Origin of the sequence: Companilactobacillus baiquanensis, from assembly GCF_003946605.1 — a bacterium.
In the GTDB taxonomy this organism is placed as follows: domain Bacteria; phylum Bacillota; class Bacilli; order Lactobacillales; family Lactobacillaceae; genus Companilactobacillus; species Companilactobacillus baiquanensis.
The window spans coordinates 302,823-323,430 of sequence record NZ_RHOQ01000002.1; the positions used below are offsets into that span (position 1 = coordinate 302,823).

Below are 20,608 nucleotides of genomic sequence, written 5' to 3' on the forward strand. Positions count from 1 at the left end.
GTTTTTTATTAATTATTACTGTGAAATTTATTTTCCATAACCAATTCTACAGTATGGCTAAGTCGTTTGCTAAAGGTTTCATTTTCTAGCAGCATAGTTGTAATGATGTCTAAAGCATATGTTATTGCAAATTGCGAATTGATAAAACGAGTATTATCAACGAAGTTGCTGTTTTTTACCAAAATAGGATAATCACTCAATTCATACAGCTTACTTTTTTCAAAACCGGTGATCCCAACCACTTTGGCACCATTCTTTTGTGCGATTACGGCGGCCTTATTTAGGTCAGTTGTGCTACCTGAAGATGAAAGTGCTAAAACTACATCATCTTTGCCGATGATACCAGATGTAATATACATAATATGGCTTTCAGTCATTGAGAAGGCGGCAATTCCCATACGAATAAGTCGCTGGGTCATTTCTTGGGCGGTGTATCCAGAACTTCCAATACCGAAAATATAAATACGATGACAGTTTGAAATAAGATCAACGACTTTTTTTAATTGATCAGTATCTAAACGTTCCCAAGTATCGCTCAAAACATTGCGATAGAAGCTATAAACTTCGTCAGCAATAGAATTTTTAGTAGAAGGCTTTGACTCTTTTTGACGTTCACTAGCCAGTTGCAATTTGAAATCATAAAAATCATGACAGTTCATTTTCTTAACAAAGCGAGTAATTGTCGCATTACTTACACCAACTTTTGAAGCTAGCGTAGTAATACTCATTTTTTGAACGTCACTAGGGTTTTGAATAACTTGAATAGCGACTTTTCGCTCTTGTCTAGAAAGCATTGGTAATTGTTCTTCAACTAGTTTTAAAATATTCATAAAAGTTCCTCCGTGGACTATAACTCAATAATAAATATCAAATTAATAAAAATCAATAATTGTTAACGAATAGAGAGGCATAATCATGGATGATAAACTATTTCTTGCGTTTGATATCGGTGGTACCACTATTAAATATGGAATTGTAGATAAAGAATTGAATGTCAGTGATTTTGGAAAAGTTGATACTAAACATAATAAAGATGGGTATATTTTGACAGCCCTTCAAGAAATCACTGCTGAATTTCAAAAGAAATATAGGTTGAATGGTATAGGTGTCAGCACTGCTGGAATAGTTAAAGATGGCAGTATTTTATTTGCTGGACCAACTATTCCGGGATATCAAGGTACCAAAATCCAAGAGACATTGGAAAAACAAACTGGTTTAGCAGTGTTTGTCGTTAATGACGTAGATGCAGCACTTTTGGGTGAACAACTAGCTGGAGTCGCTCAAAATAGCGATACAACATATTGTGTGGCATTAGGTACTGGTATCGGCGGAGCTTATCTTAAGAATAATCAGCTTTTGAGCGGAACTCATGCTTATGCTAATTCCATTGGTTATATATTATATGATGAAAAAACTAAAACTAATTATGAGCAACGAGCTTCGACTTTGACCTTGGAACATAATTTAGAAAAATACAATACTAGTGTTATCGATGCCTTTGAATTCGCTAAAAGAAAAGAAGGACCTTATTTACAAATAATTGAAGATTGGGCAGATGAAGTGGCACGCGGACTTGCCGAAATAGTCTTATTATATGATCCAGAGATCTTAATTATCGGTGGAGCAGTTTCTAAACAGGGCCAATATCTAATTGATTTATTGCATCGTCATATGGATAGTAAAATTCCAGATGGCTTGTTTAAAACAGAATTAAGAATTGCCAGATTGACCGACAAAGCTCAAATATACGGAGCTATTTCACCATTCATGAATTAAAAATAGCGTGTCATAAGGGGAGACTGATCATAGCTTAGAAAGATATTTGGTTCGTCCTTCTAGCTAAACGGTCTCTGCCTTGTGACACGCATTTTAAAAACGTGAATCTAAATTCTCTTTTTAACGTTATATTGAACAACACCTGTATCGTCTTTGGCATCGGTTTTAGCGTCTTTAGCAAAGTAAACATAGAACTTCTTATTATCTGCCACATCTTCAGCCACTACCAAGGATGATTCATAAGGATCTTTAGCTTTATAAATTTGTGCCCCTCGAACTGCTTCGCCAAAATCTCTTGAATTGGCAATTGCATCACCAGGGTTAAAAAATACCATTTCGTCCATGATCGACACATCCTTTCATTGCTTCTATTATACAATTATGATATTAATTAAGCGAAGAGAAAGAGGGATGTTATGACTAACGTTGAAGATTATATTAAAAAAAATATCTTTGGCAAGCCACAATTAAAGCCAGACGAAAAAAATAAATTTTTAGGTAATTTTGCTGAAAGAGTTGCGATCGCATTAACGGTTGCACAATTAAAAAATGCTAGTAATATCAAGGTAGTAGAGGGTATTATGAAAAAATATCCTGATTATCATCTTTATTTGAATGGAAAAATTGATTCGTACATACTGGATAATTACATTCAATTAAGTGTAAAATTAGGATATAAGTTTACTATTGTTACGCAGGCACCCATGAGAAAGGGTAAACGAATTTTAAACGATTCTGATATGGCCCTGGTAGTTGCGAACGAGAATAAACCCATCGGACGACCCGTACTTTTATAATTTTGGAGGACAAAAATGTCTCAGTCATTAGATAAACTTGCTTTACTTTCTTTGAATGGAAATAAACCTTTAGCAAAGAGAATTTCAGAATATATGGGAATCCCCTTGTTAGATGCGTCAGTTTCTCATTTTAGTGACGGGGAAATCAACATTCAGATCAACGAGAGTATTCGTGGTAAGGATGTTTATATCATCCACTCTGTATCTGATCCCGTTAATGATAACTTTATGGAATTGATGATTGCGGTTGATGCTTTAAGACGTGCCAGCACACATATGATCACTTGTGTTTTGCCATACTTTGCATATACACGTTCTGACAGGAAGTCACGTTCAAGAGAACCTATTTCCGCAAAACTTTTTGCGAACATGCTTGAAATGGGCAAGGTTGATCGTGTAATTGCTCTTGATATGCATGCTGATCAAATTCAAGGATTCTTTGATATTCCTGTTGATCACTTACGTGCTATGCCGATCTTTGCTCGTTATTTTATGGACACAATGGATAATATGGAAAATGTTGTTTTTGTTGCTCCTGACCATAATTCTACTAAACGTGCCCGTGCTTTGGCAGAGGTATTTGGATCACAAATTGCAATTGTTGATCAGAGATCAACTGAAGATGATGATGTTATTTCTGATGTTATTGGAGATGTTGAGGGCAAGGATTGTGTTATTGTTGATGATTTAGTCGATACAGGTACAAGAATGATCAATAGTGCTAAATCATTGATCAATGCAGGTGCATCTGAAGTTTCTGCAGCTGCAACACATCCAATCTTCTCAAAAAATGCTGCTCAAAAATTACAAGATTCTGAATTGAAACAAATTGTGGTTACAGATTCAATCACTATTCCTGATGAATGTAATTTTGATAAGCTAAAAGTATTGTCAGTTACTGGTTTAGTCGGTGATGCAATTCGTATTATTGAATCTGATGATTCAACAGCGTCATTGTTTACCGTTAGAGATAACTATCGAGAAATTAAATAAGGACTCATCTGGGGGTGTCCCAGAAGAATCCTTTTTTGTAACTAATTAAAAAAACAAAAGGTGGTATATATGAAAAAGAAAGGTCCCATATTTTCCTTAACGATTTTAATTATAACTTTATTGGTTGTAAGTGTGATCCTTTACATCGCTGATCAACAAAGAGCAATTTTAACCCTAATGGAAGTCATTGTGATTTCGGCTGTCTATTTAATGGGCATGGAGAAGAATCACAGGGGACACAACAAGAAACGTAAAACAGTTAAGTTTTAGGTTTCAAGCGTTAAAGAAATTAAGTCAGTAATCCGATTTTGGATTGCTGGCTTATTTTTTTTGATTAAAAATTATAGGCAAATTTTAAATAAATTTCCCATTAATGAATGATTAATCCGTTGTAAGGGATTATCATATAGGTGGGAAAATATAATTATTTTTATTATAAATATGAGAGGAAGACAATAAAATGTCAGGGAGAGCAAAGTTATTGTTGAGGATCAATTTTCAAGTTTGCTTATTTTTGCTTGTCTTTTTTAGTTGTAGTATCAAAGCTTCAGCAGATGTAGTAGGTGAGGAGGCTCCTAAGGGATTGGATTATCCATCAATTCAGAATCTATTTAACAATCCAGTTACAATTTGGGGTACAAATAGTGATACTAATAGATATCGGAATGCATTTGTAATGGCCAATAATGGATTTAGCCCAGTAGATCCTTATTCGGCAATCGGTGGAGTTAGTCAGCCTTTGGATTCTTCAGATAGTACAGGATATATGTGGAGCAAGAGCACAAATATGCTGGATATTACTAAAGCTCAAACTTTTGGATTTTGGGTGGCATTATCACCAGGGAGCTCCGGTAAATCCGATGCTAGTTTGGCATTTGTTTTGCAAAATGATCCTAATACGGATAACGCCAGAGCAACCTTAGGAAATGAAGCTTCAGGTAAACCTATCATGACACCTGCCGAGGGTTTAGGAGTTTGGGCTCCTGATACATCTAATCCAGATGGTGCCATCAAAAATAGTTGGGCGTTAGAATTGGACTCTGGTATTAATAATACTAATGTAAGTAACAATGCCTTTGATATTGGTTTACAAACTGCTAAACCACATATCGCAAGTAATTATCCAGATGAGTCCAGTTCGTATCTCAATACAGGGACTAACACCTATCAGCTTATTCATCAGGGAGTAATGTATCACTATCTTGGAGGTAACACTTCGGGATATTATTGGCATCATTTGAAGATTAAATATAGTCCTAATAGTGATGGTAAAACAGCTGACGTTACTTATACGGTTAATGATAAGAATCAAGATGGGACAAAAAATACTAATACAGGAACAGAGACTCTGACAAATCCCATTGAAGAATCAAAAACAGAAACGATTGATTTGAGTAAATTTCATCTTAACGGTGGGACTAAATTGTATTGGGGATTTACAGGATCGACGGGTTCACTTGGTGGTGCTATGGCGTTGGTTCTTGAATCAGTTCCTACGATTGTGGATGGATCAGTTACTTCTCAATTGATTGACAGTACACAGGATAATCGTGTTTTAGACGATCCCGATGGGAATAATTATATAAATTCAGGCGATAATCTGACATACAAATATCAAGTTAAATATAATAGTGGGACGGTGGATTTAAAGAATATTTTGGCAACGATCAATCTTCCATCATTTTCTATATTCAAAAGTGCTACGGTAACGTTTGCTAATGGGAATACCGAGACAATACCGGCAAGTGAAGTTTCAAAAAATGTACTAACCCATACCATCTCATCTTCATCTAATTATTTGAATGATAATAATAAAACCGCAACAGTAGAAATACATGTTGGAACTGTTAATACAATGCTAGGTGCAACAATGCCAAAAACCTACGCCTCATTTAAGGGTGATACGTATACTGGCGATACTTATTTGCCGGGATTTATAATCAGATATACTAGACCTAGTCATACCTTATCATTAACATCTAAGACAAATTCATCTCAAGAGATCCAACAAGATCAAGATGCAACGATCGATGGTAATTTGAAATATTCAGATGGAGCCAACTTCGATACTAATGGGGCTGATATTCACGTCAATATTGATGGCAAAGATCAAGATAGTGTCAACGTTCGCTCATCAAGTTCTTCACCAAGTCTTGATTTTAATCGAATTTTGTCAGGTACAGATTTAAAAGCCGGAACTCATACGATCACAATTTATGCTTCTGATTCTTACTATATAAAATCAAATTCGATGACATTCACCGTTGTGGTAGATGATAAATATTCTAAGATCAATGCTTCTGATGCTTATAGTTTTAGAACTCTAAATGGAGCTAGCGCTAAGATAATAAAACGTCAAGGAGATTGGCCTTTGAGTGTCACATCTAAAAATTCGTCGTGGGAATTAGATGCGCAGGCAACTCCTTTGATGGATGGCAATAAGCAATTTGCCGGTTATATTATTTATGATGATCAAAATACGACACAAGATATGCAAAATAATTTAGTAAAAATAGGCAATTCTAATGGTGTAGAGACCGGCACAATTTCTATTCCGGAATTATGTGGTTGGACTAATGATACTGGAGTTTTATTACAATCTACTTCTGATGTAACCAGTGGAAATTATGCAGGTCAAATTGCTTGGACTTTGGTTGATAGTGTTGAGTAGTTTACATGACAATTGTCGAATTCTATTTTAAAGGCATAAAAAAAGGTACCTTCGAGAGTGCTATATAAAAGTTTCTCGAGGGTACCTTTTATTTCCAATTAATTTTAGAAAATACTCTGCGGCCTAACACTTCACGCATAAACATGAACAAAGGCCAAATGATAACAAAAATTATTAGATAGATGAAAATGTAGCGCCAGTCTAAGATACTTTGAATGCCAAATAGTGACGTTCCAAAGATGAATAGAACTGCGAAGATGGCAAATGAAACACCGATCATGACTTTTTTACGATTGATCAATGGTTTACTGATGGATAATAGTGCACAGTAGCCGATAAGTCCGATAACAAAGACTGATTGGGTTGATGTGATCGTAAATGGGATGTTCATTTTACCGCCAAAGAAAGCAATTCCACAGATCAATAAAATGTTGCAGATAGCGGCCGGCAAAGCTATTTCCATAACGTTTCTCATGAATCTACCAGCTGGTGGAGTGTAGTTTGGTTCTAATGCCAAAATAAAGGTTGGGATACCAACGGTTAAGGCATTGATTGGTGTCAGTTGTGAAGGTTGGAAAGGATAGCCTGTTCCCAGAATTATGAAGATTATCGCCAAAACGACTGAATAAATTGTTTTGATCAAATATAATGACGCCACACGTTCAACGTTATTAATAACTCTTCGGCCTTCGTTGAGCATAAAAATCATTGAATCAAAATTACGATTTAATAATACAAAATCAGCACTAGCTTCAGCCGCATCACTTTCACCAGCAATCGCAATACTACAGTCAGATTGACGCATTGCCAAGACGTCATTGACCCCATCACCAGTCATACCGACAGTTAGTCCATTTTCTTGCATGGCTTTGATCAGAGAAGACTTTTGACTAGGACGAACTCGACCAAAAATTTTATATTTATCTACTAGATCGTTATAGTCGCACTTTTCAGAAACGGTACTCATATCGATGTAGTTATTACTTGAGTCAATACCTGCTTGTTTGGCAACGTTTGCGACTGTTACAGGATTATCTCCTGAAATGATTTTTAAGTCTATACCTTGATTATTTAAATACTTAAATGTTGCTGGAGCTTGTTTTCTAACTTCATCAGAAATTTTTATTAATCCCATCAAAGTATCCTGTTTTAAAACTGCAATGATACGAAATCCCTCTTTAGCCGCTGTTTGGATAGTATTATCAAGTTCATTAGAAGGATTGTTGATGATAAATTCTGGTGCGCCCATAAGGTATTTATTGCCATTTTGGTCAATGAATCCGGAATATTTAGTTTCAGATGAGAATGGGATGACTTTTTTGATTTCAGTTTCCAGTGGACTGCCGTCTAATTTTTTAATTGCTAGAGCGGTGGCGTTTGTTTCTTTTGTCGCTTCAACAATTTTAAGAGCGGCTTGAATGATCGCTTCTTTTGAAAAGTCATTATAACTCAAAATTTCTTTTACATTTAAATTCCCAGTGGTAATAGTTCCAGTTTTATCTAAACAAAGTGTATCAACTCTAGCCAGCGTTTCTATGGCGCTAAGTGAGCGGACTAAAATGTTCTTCTTGGAAAGATTGTAGGCGCCTGTCGCTAGGGCAACCGATGTTAGTAAAACTAGTCCTTCAGGGATCATACCGATAACGGAAGCCGATGTTCCTAGAATTGATGTCGAGATATTTCCATTTTGAAAATACGAACGGAAAAACAAAAGAAGTCCAATTGGAACGATAGTGTATGTTAAAATTTTAATGATGTTATTAATGATCTTCATTAAAACACTGACTGATCGTTTATCTTTACTAACTGCTGATGATAATTGCGAAACAAAACTGTTTAGTCCAACTTGTGTTAGCTGGACTTTAGCTTGACCGGCGACGACAAAACTTCCTGAGTAAACCGGTTCGCCTACTTCTTTTGTGATCGTATCTGATTCACCGGTAATGCTTGATTCGTTAGTCTGCAAACCATTTGTGGAACAAACAATACCGTCAGCTGGGATGGTATCGCCGCGTTTAAGAATGATTATGTCATCTTGAACTAGATCTTCAATCTTGACGTCATTTTTCACACCATTTCTAATAGCTGAAAAATTGTGAGTATTAACAAGACTTATTTTATCAATTGTTAATTTAGAACGAATTTCTTGAAAACTACCGATGATGATATTAGCAATCACTGGTCCTAAAAAGAAGAGATTGCGATATGATCCGGTCCAAAAAATTAAGATGGCGATCGCCAAATTTAAAAGATTAAACAGTGTAAAAAGATTACTTCCGATGATTTGGGGAATCGATCGAGATAGTTTTTTTATTTGGACATTTGTAAGTCCTTGATTTATTTTAGATTGTACAGCTTCACTTGAAAGACCAGAATCTATGTCAGTATATGAAGCAGGTTTCTTAATTTTTACCATAGATTACCTACGACCATTAGTTATTTTATAGCCAATGCTATATAATTTGCTTTACTACTTAAAATTTAACACAAAAGGATGAATATATTTTGAATAACTTATTTTTCGACTTGGATGGGACAATTATTGACTCGGAAAAGGGGATACTTAACGGCCTGAAGTACATGTATAAGGAAGTTTTAGGCTATGTTCCTCACGATGACGATATTTTGAGAACATACATTGGACCAACTATCAGTTATTCGTTTAAAAAATACGATGACTTGGACGGAAATGACCCTGAAGCTCAGCGTCGTGTAGCTATTTTCCATGATTACTATATGGATCAGGGCTGGAAAGAATTGAGTGTTTATGATGGAGTTTATGATATGCTCAAGGATTTAAATGATTCGGGCAAAGAAGTCTTTATTGCAACTTCTAAACCGGAAAGCATTGCTAAGAAGATAGTTGACCAATTAGATATGAAACCATATATTAGACATGTATTTGGAGCTACTGACGATGAAAAGACTCGTTCTCTAAAAGAAGATGTAATTTCATATGGTATAGCTAAAACTTCCGTAGAACTAGATCCAAAGAATTTAGTCATGGTAGGGGATAGAAGTAGTGATATTGTGGGGGCACATAAAAACAATTTAAAAGCAATCGGTGTTACTTACGGATTTGGAAAACGTCAAGAACTAGCTGACGCCAAATCTGAATGGATTGTAAATAAACCATCCGACATCACTAAAATAGCTATGGAGAAGTAATTATGAGTAAGTCATTATCATATAACAGGCACGGTTTTACCTTATTTTTATTATCAATTTGTCTTATGCTGATCGTATTTTTAGGGATAACTCTGACCACAATTTTAAATGGAGACTATGTAAAAAAAGTCATTTCCAGTGATGAAAATGTTTCGTTGATACGTAGCTACTCCAATCAAAAATTAAATAGACTGGTGAATAGTTATTCATCAGTTGCGAGTGTTTCAACTAGTTTAAGTCGAAATGATGTTAAAAAAATAATTGGAACTTCTGTCGATGAAGTTTATGATGATGATTCTAAATTGACTGTCGGTAGTAGTATTTTAGATACTATTGGTGGCAATTTGAAAAAAGCCTCTAAGAAACAAGGCTTGAATATTAATGCGGAAATAAATCAGACGATCAGTGTTAATAAGGATCTAATGAATCAGATGATCGATGATGATCTAGGACCGATAAACAACCTTTCGATAGGTATTACAAAAGTCCGTGGCATAGTAAAAATGGTTATTCTAGCCTTAGCAATTATTTTTGTATTATTAGCGGTCCGTTTACGTGCAAAAGTTGGTTCTAATATGCTATTTTTCCATCATTTGGGCACTGTGGGGATCTGTACTTCAATCCTATTAGCAATTTTATTGGCGTTTATTTACTTCCCGATACAAAATTTAATATCAAGTAATGTTGAATATAATCTTCATGATGTACTTTATAATGTTCTTAATGGCATATTTTTAAGTTATATATCAATAGTCTTTATGGTCTTTATTCTTAGTCTGATCGATTGGGGAAGTACCATGAAGTATAAGTATTGATCTAAAGTCTATTCTTGAGTGCTGGAAATTTTCCGGCACTCTTTTTTTATTGGTCCAATCTTGTATAATAAGGAATGACGTTTAAAATTTTAGAGGAGTTCAATACTATGCAAAGTAGTTCAAAGGATCATCAAAATAAATATCTTAAATATACTTTGTGGACTGTTGCAACGTTAATTGTTTTTGTAATTGCAAGTTTAGCGACAGTCTATTTTACTGAAATTTATCATGGTCAATTTTGGTCATATTTAGGTACTAGTGATAATCGTTTTCATGCGATGAGAATAGAGGGACTATATGAGTCGATCAAGCATCATCAATATTTCCCTTGGATCAATATGTCGTTTATGGGCGGTTTTGGATATATTGTAAATACTTTTTATTCAGATTTAATGATCTATCCAGCAGCCATTTTTAGACTAATGGGATTCTCGATATCTAAGACATTTATTGCCTTTTATTTCTTATTAAATGTTTTAACATTTTCAACATCATTTTTAAGTTATCTAAAAGTAAGCAAAAAATATTGGAATAGTTTAGTATTCAGCTTTGTTTATACTTTATCCACATATCGTTTACATGACTTGTTATTCCGTCATGACGTTGGTGAGTTGATTGTTTTCGTTTTTCTACCAATTGCCTTTTTGGGGATTTATGAAATTTTCTACGGCAAGCGTCAAAATTGGTGGTATTTAACAATTGGGATGACGGCAATCATCTACTCGCATGCTTTATCACCGATTTTGGTGGCAATAGTGATCGTACTGATAGCATTATGCCAATATAAAGAACTAAAGATACATCCTAAACGAATTTTATCTTTAGTATATGCTGCTATTACTTCGTTGTTACTTTCTCTAGCATACTTTTTACCAATGCTGGAACAGATGAAACATACTGATTTCAACTTGGCACATTCTGCAATCAGTCTTTCTGCTGGAGCACTAGAATTGCAGGATTTGATTGATGCCAGTCTTAATAACGTTGTTACACAGCCGGTAATTGGATTATTGATGATGACTTTGGCAGTTATTATTTTTGCCAGTTATAAGAAAATAGATAATCCAGCAGTTAAGCATTTTTCACTATTAGGTGCTGGACTATTAGTTATGAGTACGAGAATTTTTCCTTGGGGAATATTGGACAAAACGCCATTAAAAGCTTTGCAGTATCCTTGGCGTTTAGATATTGTTATTTCAATCATGATAGCTATTTTCATTGCCTATGATCCACTTCATATTCTTAAAGGCAGATTAGGCAAGATGGGGATGATATTGGTAGTTATGCTGCTGACAGTTTCTGCAAGTAGCAGACTTGGTCATACAGCTGACGCGATCAATACTTATGCTCAATATAATAAATTAGAAACATATAGTATCGGAGCTGGACAAGAGTATCTGCCTGTTGGAACTTCTCCGGCCGCATTGAAGGAAAGAGGCCATAAGCCTGAAGTGAGGTCTGGTAAGGTCAAAATAAGTGATTTCAAACAAGATTGGTCAACTTTGACACTTGATTATAAGAACGCTAAAAATGCTAAAGTGGACCTTCCAATAATTGGTTATTATGGTTATCAAGCAACGACTAAGGGAAATACATCTGCTGTAACAATGGACAAGAATAATCAAAACTTAGCTCAAGTTAATTTGAATGGCAGTGGTAAATTGACCGTTTCCTACGTTCAAACTAATGTTCAAAAGTATAGCCGAATCTTTTCGGTATTGAGTCTTATTGTAATGATAGTTTGGTTTGTTGCAGATAAGTTTGGCTTTAAATTCAAAAAAATAAGTCATAAATAAAAAAACTGTTACAAGCATTATCGCATTCATAAAGTGCTTCATAATTGTTAGACAAAAATCTAACAGTTATGGGGCACTTTTTATGTGTTTCAGTTCAAAGCAAAAAACAAAAGGCATGACTCCCTGTGGATACAGAGAACATGCCTTAGAGGTTTAACCTTTGTAGTTGCATTTTACTATTCCTTCAAATCATCAACATCGGTTAGGGATGCTAAATTATCTTGCTTAGTCACAGCTTTTTTATCAACTGTAACTTTAAACCAGTTTACGAACCCGTGATCAAATTCAGCAACCTTGAAATGGAAATTTAGCATATTGAATTCAAAGTCCTGGTCGATGTTTGGATATTGTTCGATCATAAAACCACCGACAGTAATGATATCTGACTCCTGAAATTCAGGAATATCGGTTTTGAAATAACGTTCAAAGTCATATAGAGTGGTTTTACCAGAAACGTTATAACTGCCATCATCATTTTTAACGATATATTCATCGGAAACATCATCAATTTCATCTTTAACAGTACCAAATAATTCTTCGTAAATATCTTTATCAGTTACGATACCACTTGTACCACCGTATTCGTCGACAACGACTACAATAGGAGTTTGCTTTTTGATCATCTTAGATAGGATATCTTGGATAGGCATAGTTTCAGGAACAGTGTTAACTGATCTTAAAACACGGCTGATCCCAATGTCACCATCAACTTGATTTTGGCGGACGATATCATAAGCATAAACGTAACCTAAAACTTTATCTTTATCATTATCAGCAACAACAGGGAATCTCGAGAATCCTTGTTGCAAGTAATCTTTTAGAACGTCTTTAACTTTATCAGTAATATCTACTACATAAAGGCTAGTCCTATCTACCATAATATCTTTAGCAACTTTATCATTAAGTTCAAAAGCTCTTTGCATAAAGACAACATCATTTTGATCCATATCACCACCATGGATCGATGATTTCGACAATCTTAAAATTTCGGACTGTGAGAAAATTTCGTTTTCAGAATCGGCGGGTTTAAGTCCCATCAACTTGATGATTCCAGTAGCAGAAATATTTAGTAGCCAAACGAATGGATAAACTGCTAAATGGAAGACCCTCATTGGTGTAACAACGATCATTAACATACGCATTGGCATATCAATAGAAACATTTTTTGGAACGATTTCGGTTAAAACAACTTCTAAGTATGTTAGTAATAAAACACCAACAACAGAACCGACAATGTGTAGACCACCATTGCTGCCAGAAAGATGAATTAATCCAAATAAATCGATCAACAAGTATTCGATCGTACTTTCACCGATCCAACCTAAGATGATACCGGCGATACTTGTACCAACTTGTGTTGTTGATAAGTATTCGTTAAGGTTATTGACCATCATTAAAGCACGTTTTAATTTTGTTTGATTACCTTCACCTTTAGAAATGGCATCTTCTAGTTGACTAGGTCTGGTTTGTACTAGGGCAAACTCGGCGGCAACGAAGAAGAAAGCGAAGATAAATGTTATTAGAATAATAATTAAGTTAGCTGTAATTGCAGAACTTGACAATATTTAATTTCCCCTTTTTTCCTATGTAAGATGGATTATAACACTATAACATCAATAAAAGCCGACATTGTCGGCTTTTATTGATTAGCGTAACCATATCCCAATCCATTAGCTGTTTCTGAGAAAGTCTTGAAAGTATAACTATAACTAGGAACGCTTTCAGAATTTAAATTATTAATGGTAACGCGATAAGTTGAATGATTGTTGATCGTAATACTTCTTGGAGGCATGTACGCAATAACATCACTCAAGTAGGCGTAGGATCTGTCCGTTAAAGGAGTAGTCGTCCCAACTGTTCCATCAGTCAAGTTTTCCACCGTGATCGATGTTTGATCAGTAACCATATTTTTATTTTGGTCAGCAAACGTTATTGACCAAGGGATCAGAGCTCCATATTTATTAGTCAATTCCTCAACTGGGAATAGATTATAAGGATATGTGACAACTGATTTTTCAGCTTGATTATAAATATCAGTTGGATTATTAACAAAAATAGTTTCATATTGACGTCCATTATTGGCAATAGAAATACCAACTCCGACCGTTGAAAGTTTAGGTGACAATAACCAAGCACGGTGTCCAGTATCGGAACCTTCAATATCAGTATCATCAAAGATCAATTCCCGAATAGGTTCACCGATCGTTTTAGGATATCCAAAATACAAATTACCGTATCCGGTACCATAAACTGCTTGATACCAATAACGATCAGGAATAAAACTAGATCTAGGCGTATTTACTAGGAAATGTTGATTAATATAAGGACTGGAATTTGAAACTGCCATTACTGAAGAAGCAATTTGAGATGTATTATTAGAAGCTTCTTTAGAAGAGATAGGACTCAAGCCTGACAGTGAACGATAATAATTTATCCAGCTAATCGTGCCATTAAGTGCGTTTCCACTAAGAACACCGGGATCAAATGTTCCATCTGTTGTTAGTTTTGGAGCCGTAGTAAATAAGTTGCTCTTATTGTAAAGATCGTTATCTAAACTTTGATAAGTTTGTTGAAATTGTTTTATTTGAGCGATTTCGCTCGGACTGTAATAAGTTCTATAAAAATCAGAAATGTTAGTCGTTACATTACTGGTTGCTTGTACCGTTGTAGGAGCCGCAACGGAAAAGAATAACAGTAAGGACGCGCAACTGATAAGTAACCGTGACCTCTTCATTTTCATAACCCCATTTGCAAAGTATTTACTACCCACATTATACCCAATTCTAATAATAAAATGTAGTTTGAAGGAAATGGATCTCCAATTAAGTTGATGTTATGTGATATTAGTGGTTGAACTCCGAAATGATTATTTTTATAATGAAAGAATGAATTAATCTGGGGGAAATACTTTTGAGTAATGTAAAGAATGAAAACTTTTTAACGCCTGCACAAGCTGCAAAAGAATTGGGGATCAGTGTTGCAACGCTACGCAAGTATTCTTTGATCGTAGAACATACCACTGATAATGCCAATTATTTTGAACGTAACAGTCAGAATAATCGTTTGTATACTTCTGAAAATTTGGAAGATTTCAAAAAAATGGTTGAGTTAGGTCATGAACCAAAAATGACTTTAGATTTAGCCGCACAAAAAATTTATCCAACAGAATCAACAAAAAAGGATAATAACAATGACTTAGAGAAAGTCGTTGCAGATTTAAAAGCTAAAAATAAGCTACAAGCACAAAAGATTGAAGAATTAGAAGTTAAAATATCTGATTTAACATCAGCTAATGAAGAACTAGCTAAAAAGGATGAAGCTCTTCAAACTGAAGTAGTAAAATCTGAAGAAAAATCAACTGAATTGAAAGAACGCGTCAATGAACAAGTAAAAGATGATAAGAAAGATCATTGGTGGAATAGATTTATGAAATAAGTAGGCTAGGCAAATTGTCATGCCTGCTTTTTTTGCGTATAATTATTGATTGGTAAAAACTTAGGAGGATTCGCTTTGAAACTAGCAATGATCGGACTCGGTAAGATGGGGATCAACTTAACCGAAAATTTAATCAGAAACAATAATGAAGTAGTAGCATTTGATTTAAATGAAGATGCTAAAAAAGATGCACAAAAATTAGGTGCTCAAGTCGCCAGTGATCTACAAGATGTTGTGGACAAATTGCCACAACCTAAAATTGTTTGGGTTATGTTGCCAGCGGGTAAACCTGCAAATATGACAATTGATACTTTGAGTAATATTTTGTCTAAGGATGATATCGTTATTGATGGTGGTAATTCATTTTATGAAGACTCATTAAAACATAATGAGATCCTAAAGGAAAAAGGAATTATTTTCTTTGATGCCGGTACATCTGGTGGTATGTCCGGTGCTAATCATGATGGTAACTTCATGATTGGTGGAGACAACAAAGAAGCTTTCAAAATCATTGAACCTATTTTTGAGGGAATTGCTCAAAAAGATGGTTACTTGTACACAGGAAAAGCCGGAAGCGGTCACTATTTAAAGATGGTCCATAACGGAATCGAATACGGTATGATGCAATCGATTGCCGAAGGATTCGATGTTTTGGAACATAGTAAATTCGATTATGATAACGAAGCAGTTGCTAAAGTATGGTCAAACGGTTCTGTTATTCGAGGCTGGTTGATGGAATTAGCTGAGTCAGCATTCTCCAAAGATCCTAAATTAAATGAAATTCGAGGCGTTATGCACTCATCTGGTGAAGGTAAGTGGACTTTAGAAGAAGCACTCAAGTTGCAAGTCCCAACACCAGTTATTGCAGCTTCACTAATGATGCGTTATCGTTCTCTTGAAAATGATACAGTCACAGGTAAAGTTGTCGCCGCTTTGCGTAATGAGTTCGGCGGTCATGATGTTGATAAAAAGTAAATAAGATAGTTTGATGAAGTTATGAGCTCAGTGATCTGATTTTTGATTACTGGGCTTGTATTGTTTTAAGCATGAAAAAGGATATTCTGATATTATTTATTGAAACGCGTGACATAAGGCAGAGACCTTCTAGGCTATGCTCAGTCTCTAACCGCCTTATGTCAAGCTCTGGGGAAGTGGGAACATCAAACAATTTAAAATATTTGTAATTATATTTGTTGGAGCATTTATTGGTAGTAATCTCCGCTATGTTGAAGGACTACTGTTTACGGCTAATAATGGCTTTCCGTGGGGGACGGTTATTGCTAATCTTTCAGGAGCGCTATTCTTACCGTTTTTGATCCATTATTTACAAGACCGTTATAAGTTGTCATCACAAGTGATTTTATCGCTTAGTACTGGATTATTAGGCTCTTATACGACCTTTTCAACTTTTACGGCTGACGCATATAAATTATTTCAGACGGGTAATTGGAATTACTTGATTTTATATTTACTATTGACCATTATTGGGGGATTTTTATGTGCGTTGATAGGTAATTACTGGGCAGCTTCTCGGGCCTTTTTGGATTTTGCAAGGAGGCAATCATGATTATTAATTCACTACTAGTTGGATTTGGAGCTGCTTTTGGCGCATACATTAGAAATTTTTTGACATTGATTTCTCGTAAAGTGAAAATAGATTTTCCATTCATGACCATGCTGATCAATATAAGCGGATCGTTTGTTTTAGGATATTTGACAGCTTCGGTAACTGATAAAAAAATGTTATTATTTTTAGGTACCGGAATATGTGGTGGTTTTACTACTTTTGGCACATTTAACATGGAATTAAGTCAACTTTGGTTTCAAAGACGCTTTATTAGTTGTCTTATTTATTTTAGTTTGACCTACATTTTTGGTATATTAGGTTTTATTATCGGAATTCACATATAGGAAGTAATTTTAAATGAATGAATCAATTTGGAATGAAAGTACTAAGCCCAATATTTTAAACTCGACTAGATTATATTTTCAAGATATGTTTGTTGGCGCAAAGAGAATGGGACGCGCCGATTTTTGGTGGGGTCTGTTAGGTATGACTTTACTGACAGTCGTTTTAATGACGGTATTCGGATTTCTTATGAACGTTTTGTCGTTGAGAAGTTTCTATTGGAGCGCCGTTATGGGAGTGGCATTCGCCATGACCTTTGGTTATTATTGGATAGCAGTTTTCACCGCTACGATCAGAAGACTTCATGATCGTAATATGCGTGGCTGGTGGACTTTGCTATATGTTATCCCGATCATCGGAGAATTATTATTAGTTATTTTTACAGTCCTACCACAAAAAAATAGTTCTAAATGGCCTAGATTTATAGATTGAAATGTTAAAAGACCTTATTTTCAGCTCGGTTATTTGTTGAAGATAAGGTCTTTTTTTCTTGTAATTATTTTTGAAAAAATATTTTACGATAAATGATACTTTTCTACATTTTTAATTTTATATAATGGAGGTAATGATATTTACAAATAAATCATAAAAAAATAAGTAAGGAATTAATATTTACTGAGGAGTGAATGTTTATGAAAAGAGGATACCAAAAGTCACTTTTTCTGTCCCTTTTCTTTGCTGTTTTTATGTTTTTAAGCGTATTTTCAGGAGCTGAAAATGTTCAAGCGGCTACTATTACAGGGAAAGAAATTGATGATGGGATAACGGATTGGACTAGTCAAGGAAACTCGGTGGTTGGGAGTAAGACCATCAATAGTAAGTTATCGCTTGGTTACACCTTTGGATTAGCTAACGATTCTAGTGGTAATGTAACTAACGGTAATGATACAAGTGTGGTAAATCCAAGTACAGCTAATGGATATAACAATATCAGTTATTCAAAAATGAATGTCTTTTTAAACGATACAGGAAATTATGTGGGATCAGTCTTTCAATCAGGTAGTACTAACAGTACCAATATTAAACCTGAAAATGTTTCATTGACGTCTCCTGATTTTGGAATAGTATTTTCTAAATCAGATAAGGGAACTAATGGTATAAATTCTAAAGATTACTCTGTTTTAATGAATATGACCGGTAAAAAATATTTTACCGGAACGGATGCTAACGGAAATAAGGCTTCAAAAATAGTTGGTAACTATAGTAAAACAGATAGTTATGGAACTCATAATTTTGTGATTGAAATACTTCTTCGAGTCTCGCCAGGTAATGCGGCTTTAGTGCAAAGAGAAATGTATGTAAAAAATACCAGTACATCAGCTCAATCCTTTGGTGTTTTCTTTGGTGAAGATACGAAACTAGGAAAATTTGATACCGTCCGTGTAAAAGATCTTGGAAATAAACATGGTGTATATATTGAAGATGGTTCTTACAAATTAATGGTCAGTAACAGTGTCCCTGATGGATTCACTAAGTATACTGGACAAGATTATACTTCTGCTAGTTCCATGAATTGGTTAGGAAAATTTAGTGATAAAACAATTGCTGGTACTGGTGATGAGTCGTCTAACAATAACTATGGACAAAACTTGTCGACAGGATCTGACAGTGCTTATACGTTAGCTTGGCCTTACGTTACAGATCTGCAAGTAGGAGAAACCGCTCATTTTGGCTCAGGTATGGGCGTTACGGAATCTCCATATTCAGTTCCTACACCCAAAAAGAGTTTTACTAATGAAACTAGCACTGATGGTAAAAATCGTGTTGGAGATAAATTGAAATTTACTTTAGGCATAGGTAATTTTGGATATCAAAGTCAATGGAATTTATCTAATATCAAGGATAAAATCCCTGCTGGTCTACAAATAGATCCTAGCTCTATCAAGAAAATAGATGCTAATGGAACAACTACTTCAATCGATAGTTCAGCTTATGATGCAACGACTAAGACATTAAATGCACCTGTTAATACAGCTTTGACTGATGGTCAAGAAGCAGCAATTACATTTGAAGCTACTATAACTTCGGATGCTGATGGAGCTACTATTAATAATACAGGTGACTTTTTAGGAACTGATCCTAATGAGGATAACGGCGTTATAAAGACATATTCTGCATCAGTTAATATCCCCGTTGAAGGAAATCCATATAAGGATTCATTTACACAAGAGATAAAAAACTCTAAAGATACAAATTGGGGTACAAGTGCCAAAGGTACAAAAGGTGACACTGTCGATTTTAAAAATACCTACACAGTTCTATCTAACAGTACAGATTCATTTCAAGGAAGGACCGCTACATTTAAACCAGATATACCTGCTGGATTAACTGCAAGTGGAGATGCAACCTTTACATTTAGCGATGGTAGTCAGTCATATACTTCTTCTGCCAATGCGGGTACGATCATAATGTACGAACTCAAACCAGGTGATTCAGTCACGGTAACGTATTCCGCAACTATAACGGGAGATGCGGGGTCAACATTATATAACGATGCTACATTATCTAATGGTAAAACTAGTTCAGGTACTAGTTTAGGTACTTTGACGACTAATCAAACAACGGTCAATATTGAAAACTTAATTGGATTCACTTCAATTCCAACCAAAATAGATTTTGGAACTGTCCATATGGCTGGAAAAGAGAAGACTTTATCTAATATAAGTACTGAAGGTCAATTGATCGTCAATAATTCTAGTGAAAAACCATACGATGTTACGGTAAGTTATGATAATAATGATCAAAATACACAACTAAAAGATCCTCTTACTGGTACAGTGTTAGCACCTTCAACAGATTCTGGATTATTGTTCCTCAAACAAAGAACAAGTTCAGATACAGATTCTGGAACTTGGCAATCTGTTGATACAACAGGGACTAAAATTAGAAATGATGCTTTCACTGGAAATCAGGATTTGACTAATTATATTGGAGTTGGAGATTGGCGGCTTAAACTCGCTCCGACTACTAATCCTGGTGGTTATAGCGGTAAAATAACTTGGAATATTTCTGATAGTATTTAACTCCGGATAAAAATAAAAAAAGCCTGCTGTGGGACCGCCTTGAGCCTTGTCTCAAGGCTCGATTTTAAGCTTTGCATAGTACGCAAATCTTAAAATTCGTCCTGATCTGTAAGCGACAAGTCGCTAACAGTTCTTTCACTGCTGGCTTTTTTGATTTTTATCCTCCGATATGTATAAATTTGATTACTAAAAAGGGACCTTACAATCTAAGATTGCAGGATCTCT

At 35.0% G+C, this 20,608-nt stretch carries 19 protein-coding genes; 14 read left to right on the forward strand and 5 right to left on the reverse strand.

All coding sequences use genetic code 11. The annotated features are described in order from the left end of the window. Nucleotides 1-8: 8 nt before the first annotated feature. Nucleotides 9-830 carry a MurR/RpiR family transcriptional regulator gene (locus EKM77_RS05125; RefSeq protein WP_125592979.1) on the reverse strand — a complete coding sequence of 274 codons (822 nt, stop codon included), beginning with the start codon at nt 828-830 and terminating at the stop codon, nt 9-11. Nucleotides 831-915: 85 nt separating this feature from the next. Between EKM77_RS05125 and EKM77_RS05130 the strand changes: the two genes are divergently transcribed. Next, on the forward strand, nt 916-1,776 hold the full coding sequence (locus EKM77_RS05130) for an ROK family protein (RefSeq protein ID WP_125592980.1): 861 nt from the start codon (nt 916-918) through the stop codon (nt 1,774-1,776). 107 nt (nt 1,777-1,883) lie between these two features. Here the strand turns inward: EKM77_RS05130 and EKM77_RS05135 are convergent, their stop codons facing one another. Further along, nucleotides 1,884-2,120 (reverse strand): hypothetical protein, encoded by a 237-nt coding sequence (locus tag EKM77_RS05135; protein WP_125592981.1) that lies wholly within the window; start codon nt 2,118-2,120, stop codon nt 1,884-1,886. Nucleotides 2,121-2,192: 72 nt separating this feature from the next. Between EKM77_RS05135 and EKM77_RS05140 the strand changes: the two genes are divergently transcribed. From EKM77_RS05140 to EKM77_RS05155, 4 genes are all read left to right on the forward strand, one after another. Further along, nucleotides 2,193-2,573 (forward strand): YueI family protein, encoded by a 381-nt coding sequence (locus tag EKM77_RS05140; RefSeq protein WP_125592982.1) that lies wholly within the window; start codon nt 2,193-2,195, stop codon nt 2,571-2,573. A gap of 15 nt (nt 2,574-2,588) precedes the next feature. Beyond that, nucleotides 2,589-3,566 (forward strand): ribose-phosphate diphosphokinase, encoded by a 978-nt coding sequence (locus EKM77_RS05145; RefSeq protein ID WP_125592983.1) that lies wholly within the window; start codon nt 2,589-2,591, stop codon nt 3,564-3,566. A gap of 69 nt (nt 3,567-3,635) precedes the next feature. Then, a complete protein-coding gene (locus tag EKM77_RS05150) occupies nt 3,636-3,836 on the forward strand; it encodes a hypothetical protein (protein ID WP_125592984.1) in 201 nt (66 codons plus the stop codon). Nucleotides 3,837-4,026: 190 nt separating this feature from the next. After that, nucleotides 4,027-6,237 (forward strand): L-type lectin family protein, encoded by a 2,211-nt coding sequence (locus tag EKM77_RS05155; RefSeq protein ID WP_125592985.1) that lies wholly within the window; start codon nt 4,027-4,029, stop codon nt 6,235-6,237. An 88-nt stretch (nt 6,238-6,325) separates the two neighbouring features. Here the strand turns inward: EKM77_RS05155 and EKM77_RS05160 are convergent, their stop codons facing one another. Continuing rightward, nucleotides 6,326-8,653: an HAD-IC family P-type ATPase gene (locus EKM77_RS05160; protein WP_125592986.1), complete on the reverse strand. Its 2,328-nt coding sequence runs from the start codon at nt 8,651-8,653 to the stop codon at nt 6,326-6,328. An 89-nt stretch (nt 8,654-8,742) separates the two neighbouring features. Between EKM77_RS05160 and EKM77_RS05165 the strand changes: the two genes are divergently transcribed. The 3 genes from EKM77_RS05165 to EKM77_RS05175 all read left to right on the forward strand — a co-directional run bounded on the left by EKM77_RS05165 (nt 8,743) and on the right by EKM77_RS05175 (nt 12,016). Next, the gene (locus tag EKM77_RS05165) at nt 8,743-9,405 is read left to right on the forward strand and encodes an HAD hydrolase-like protein (RefSeq protein WP_125592987.1); all 663 of its coding nucleotides are present in this window, start codon (nt 8,743-8,745) and stop codon (nt 9,403-9,405) included. Between the two features lie 2 nt (nt 9,406-9,407). Beyond that, nucleotides 9,408-10,220 (forward strand): hypothetical protein, encoded by an 813-nt coding sequence (locus tag EKM77_RS05170; protein ID WP_125592988.1) that lies wholly within the window; start codon nt 9,408-9,410, stop codon nt 10,218-10,220. A 107-nt stretch (nt 10,221-10,327) separates the two neighbouring features. Then, complete coding sequence (locus tag EKM77_RS05175) at nt 10,328-12,016, forward strand: glycosyltransferase family protein (protein ID WP_125592989.1); 1,689 nt, start codon at nt 10,328-10,330, stop codon at nt 12,014-12,016. 176 nt (nt 12,017-12,192) lie between these two features. Here the strand turns inward: EKM77_RS05175 and EKM77_RS05180 are convergent, their stop codons facing one another. Together EKM77_RS05180 and EKM77_RS05185 are read right to left on the reverse strand one after the other, a co-directional pair. Further along, a complete protein-coding gene (locus EKM77_RS05180; protein WP_125592990.1) occupies nt 12,193-13,578 on the reverse strand; it encodes a hemolysin family protein in 1,386 nt (461 codons plus the stop codon). 77 nt (nt 13,579-13,655) lie between these two features. Further along, nucleotides 13,656-14,750 carry a CAP domain-containing protein gene (locus EKM77_RS05185; protein ID WP_125592991.1) on the reverse strand — a complete coding sequence of 365 codons (1,095 nt, stop codon included), beginning with the start codon at nt 14,748-14,750 and terminating at the stop codon, nt 13,656-13,658. 176 nt (nt 14,751-14,926) lie between these two features. Between EKM77_RS05185 and EKM77_RS05190 the strand changes: the two genes are divergently transcribed. The 6 genes from EKM77_RS05190 (at nt 14,927) to EKM77_RS05215 (ending at nt 20,383) form a co-directional block, all read left to right on the forward strand. Then, nucleotides 14,927-15,451 (forward strand): MerR family transcriptional regulator, encoded by a 525-nt coding sequence (locus EKM77_RS05190; RefSeq protein WP_125592992.1) that lies wholly within the window; start codon nt 14,927-14,929, stop codon nt 15,449-15,451. A gap of 75 nt (nt 15,452-15,526) precedes the next feature. Beyond that, complete coding sequence (gene gnd / locus EKM77_RS05195) at nt 15,527-16,426, forward strand: phosphogluconate dehydrogenase (NAD(+)-dependent, decarboxylating) (protein WP_125592993.1); 900 nt, start codon at nt 15,527-15,529, stop codon at nt 16,424-16,426. A 211-nt stretch (nt 16,427-16,637) separates the two neighbouring features. Next, nucleotides 16,638-17,018, forward strand: a complete 381-nt coding sequence (locus EKM77_RS05200) for a fluoride efflux transporter FluC (protein WP_225425197.1) — start codon at nt 16,638-16,640, stop codon at nt 17,016-17,018. Continuing rightward, a complete protein-coding gene (locus EKM77_RS05205; protein ID WP_225425190.1) occupies nt 17,015-17,362 on the forward strand; it encodes a fluoride efflux transporter FluC in 348 nt (115 codons plus the stop codon). Before EKM77_RS05200 ends, EKM77_RS05205 begins: the two co-directional genes overlap by 4 nt. 13 nt (nt 17,363-17,375) lie before the next feature. Beyond that, nucleotides 17,376-17,792, forward strand: coding sequence for a DUF805 domain-containing protein (locus EKM77_RS05210; protein WP_125592994.1), 417 nt, complete (start codon nt 17,376-17,378; stop codon nt 17,790-17,792). 200 nt (nt 17,793-17,992) lie between these two features. After that, the gene (locus EKM77_RS05215) at nt 17,993-20,383 is read left to right on the forward strand and encodes an isopeptide-forming domain-containing fimbrial protein (protein ID WP_164507719.1); all 2,391 of its coding nucleotides are present in this window, start codon (nt 17,993-17,995) and stop codon (nt 20,381-20,383) included. Nucleotides 20,384-20,608 lie beyond the last annotated feature (225 nt).

Excerpts from the sequence above, each read along its gene's own strand:
- EKM77_RS05125 (WP_125592979.1), bottom strand. The coding sequence starts at position 830 with ATGAATATTTTAAAACTAGTTGAAGAACAATTACCAATGCTTTCTAGA.
- EKM77_RS05130 (WP_125592980.1), top strand. The coding sequence starts at position 916 with ATGGATGATAAACTATTTCTTGCGTTTGATATCGGTGGTACCACTATT.
- EKM77_RS05135 (WP_125592981.1), bottom strand. The coding sequence starts at position 2,120 with ATGGACGAAATGGTATTTTTTAACCCTGGTGATGCAATTGCCAATTCA.
- EKM77_RS05140 (WP_125592982.1), top strand. The coding sequence starts at position 2,193 with ATGACTAACGTTGAAGATTATATTAAAAAAAATATCTTTGGCAAGCCA.
- EKM77_RS05145 (WP_125592983.1), top strand. The coding sequence starts at position 2,589 with ATGTCTCAGTCATTAGATAAACTTGCTTTACTTTCTTTGAATGGAAAT.
- EKM77_RS05150 (WP_125592984.1), top strand. The coding sequence starts at position 3,636 with ATGAAAAAGAAAGGTCCCATATTTTCCTTAACGATTTTAATTATAACT.
- EKM77_RS05155 (WP_125592985.1), top strand. The coding sequence starts at position 4,027 with ATGTCAGGGAGAGCAAAGTTATTGTTGAGGATCAATTTTCAAGTTTGC.
- EKM77_RS05160 (WP_125592986.1), bottom strand. The coding sequence starts at position 8,653 with ATGGTAAAAATTAAGAAACCTGCTTCATATACTGACATAGATTCTGGT.
- EKM77_RS05170 (WP_125592988.1), top strand. The coding sequence starts at position 9,408 with ATGAGTAAGTCATTATCATATAACAGGCACGGTTTTACCTTATTTTTA.
- EKM77_RS05175 (WP_125592989.1), top strand. The coding sequence starts at position 10,328 with ATGCAAAGTAGTTCAAAGGATCATCAAAATAAATATCTTAAATATACT.
- EKM77_RS05185 (WP_125592991.1), bottom strand. The coding sequence starts at position 14,750 with ATGAAGAGGTCACGGTTACTTATCAGTTGCGCGTCCTTACTGTTATTC.
- EKM77_RS05205 (WP_225425190.1), top strand. The coding sequence starts at position 17,015 with ATGATTATTAATTCACTACTAGTTGGATTTGGAGCTGCTTTTGGCGCA.
- EKM77_RS05210 (WP_125592994.1), top strand. The coding sequence starts at position 17,376 with ATGAATGAATCAATTTGGAATGAAAGTACTAAGCCCAATATTTTAAAC.
- EKM77_RS05215 (WP_164507719.1), top strand. The coding sequence starts at position 17,993 with ATGAAAAGAGGATACCAAAAGTCACTTTTTCTGTCCCTTTTCTTTGCT.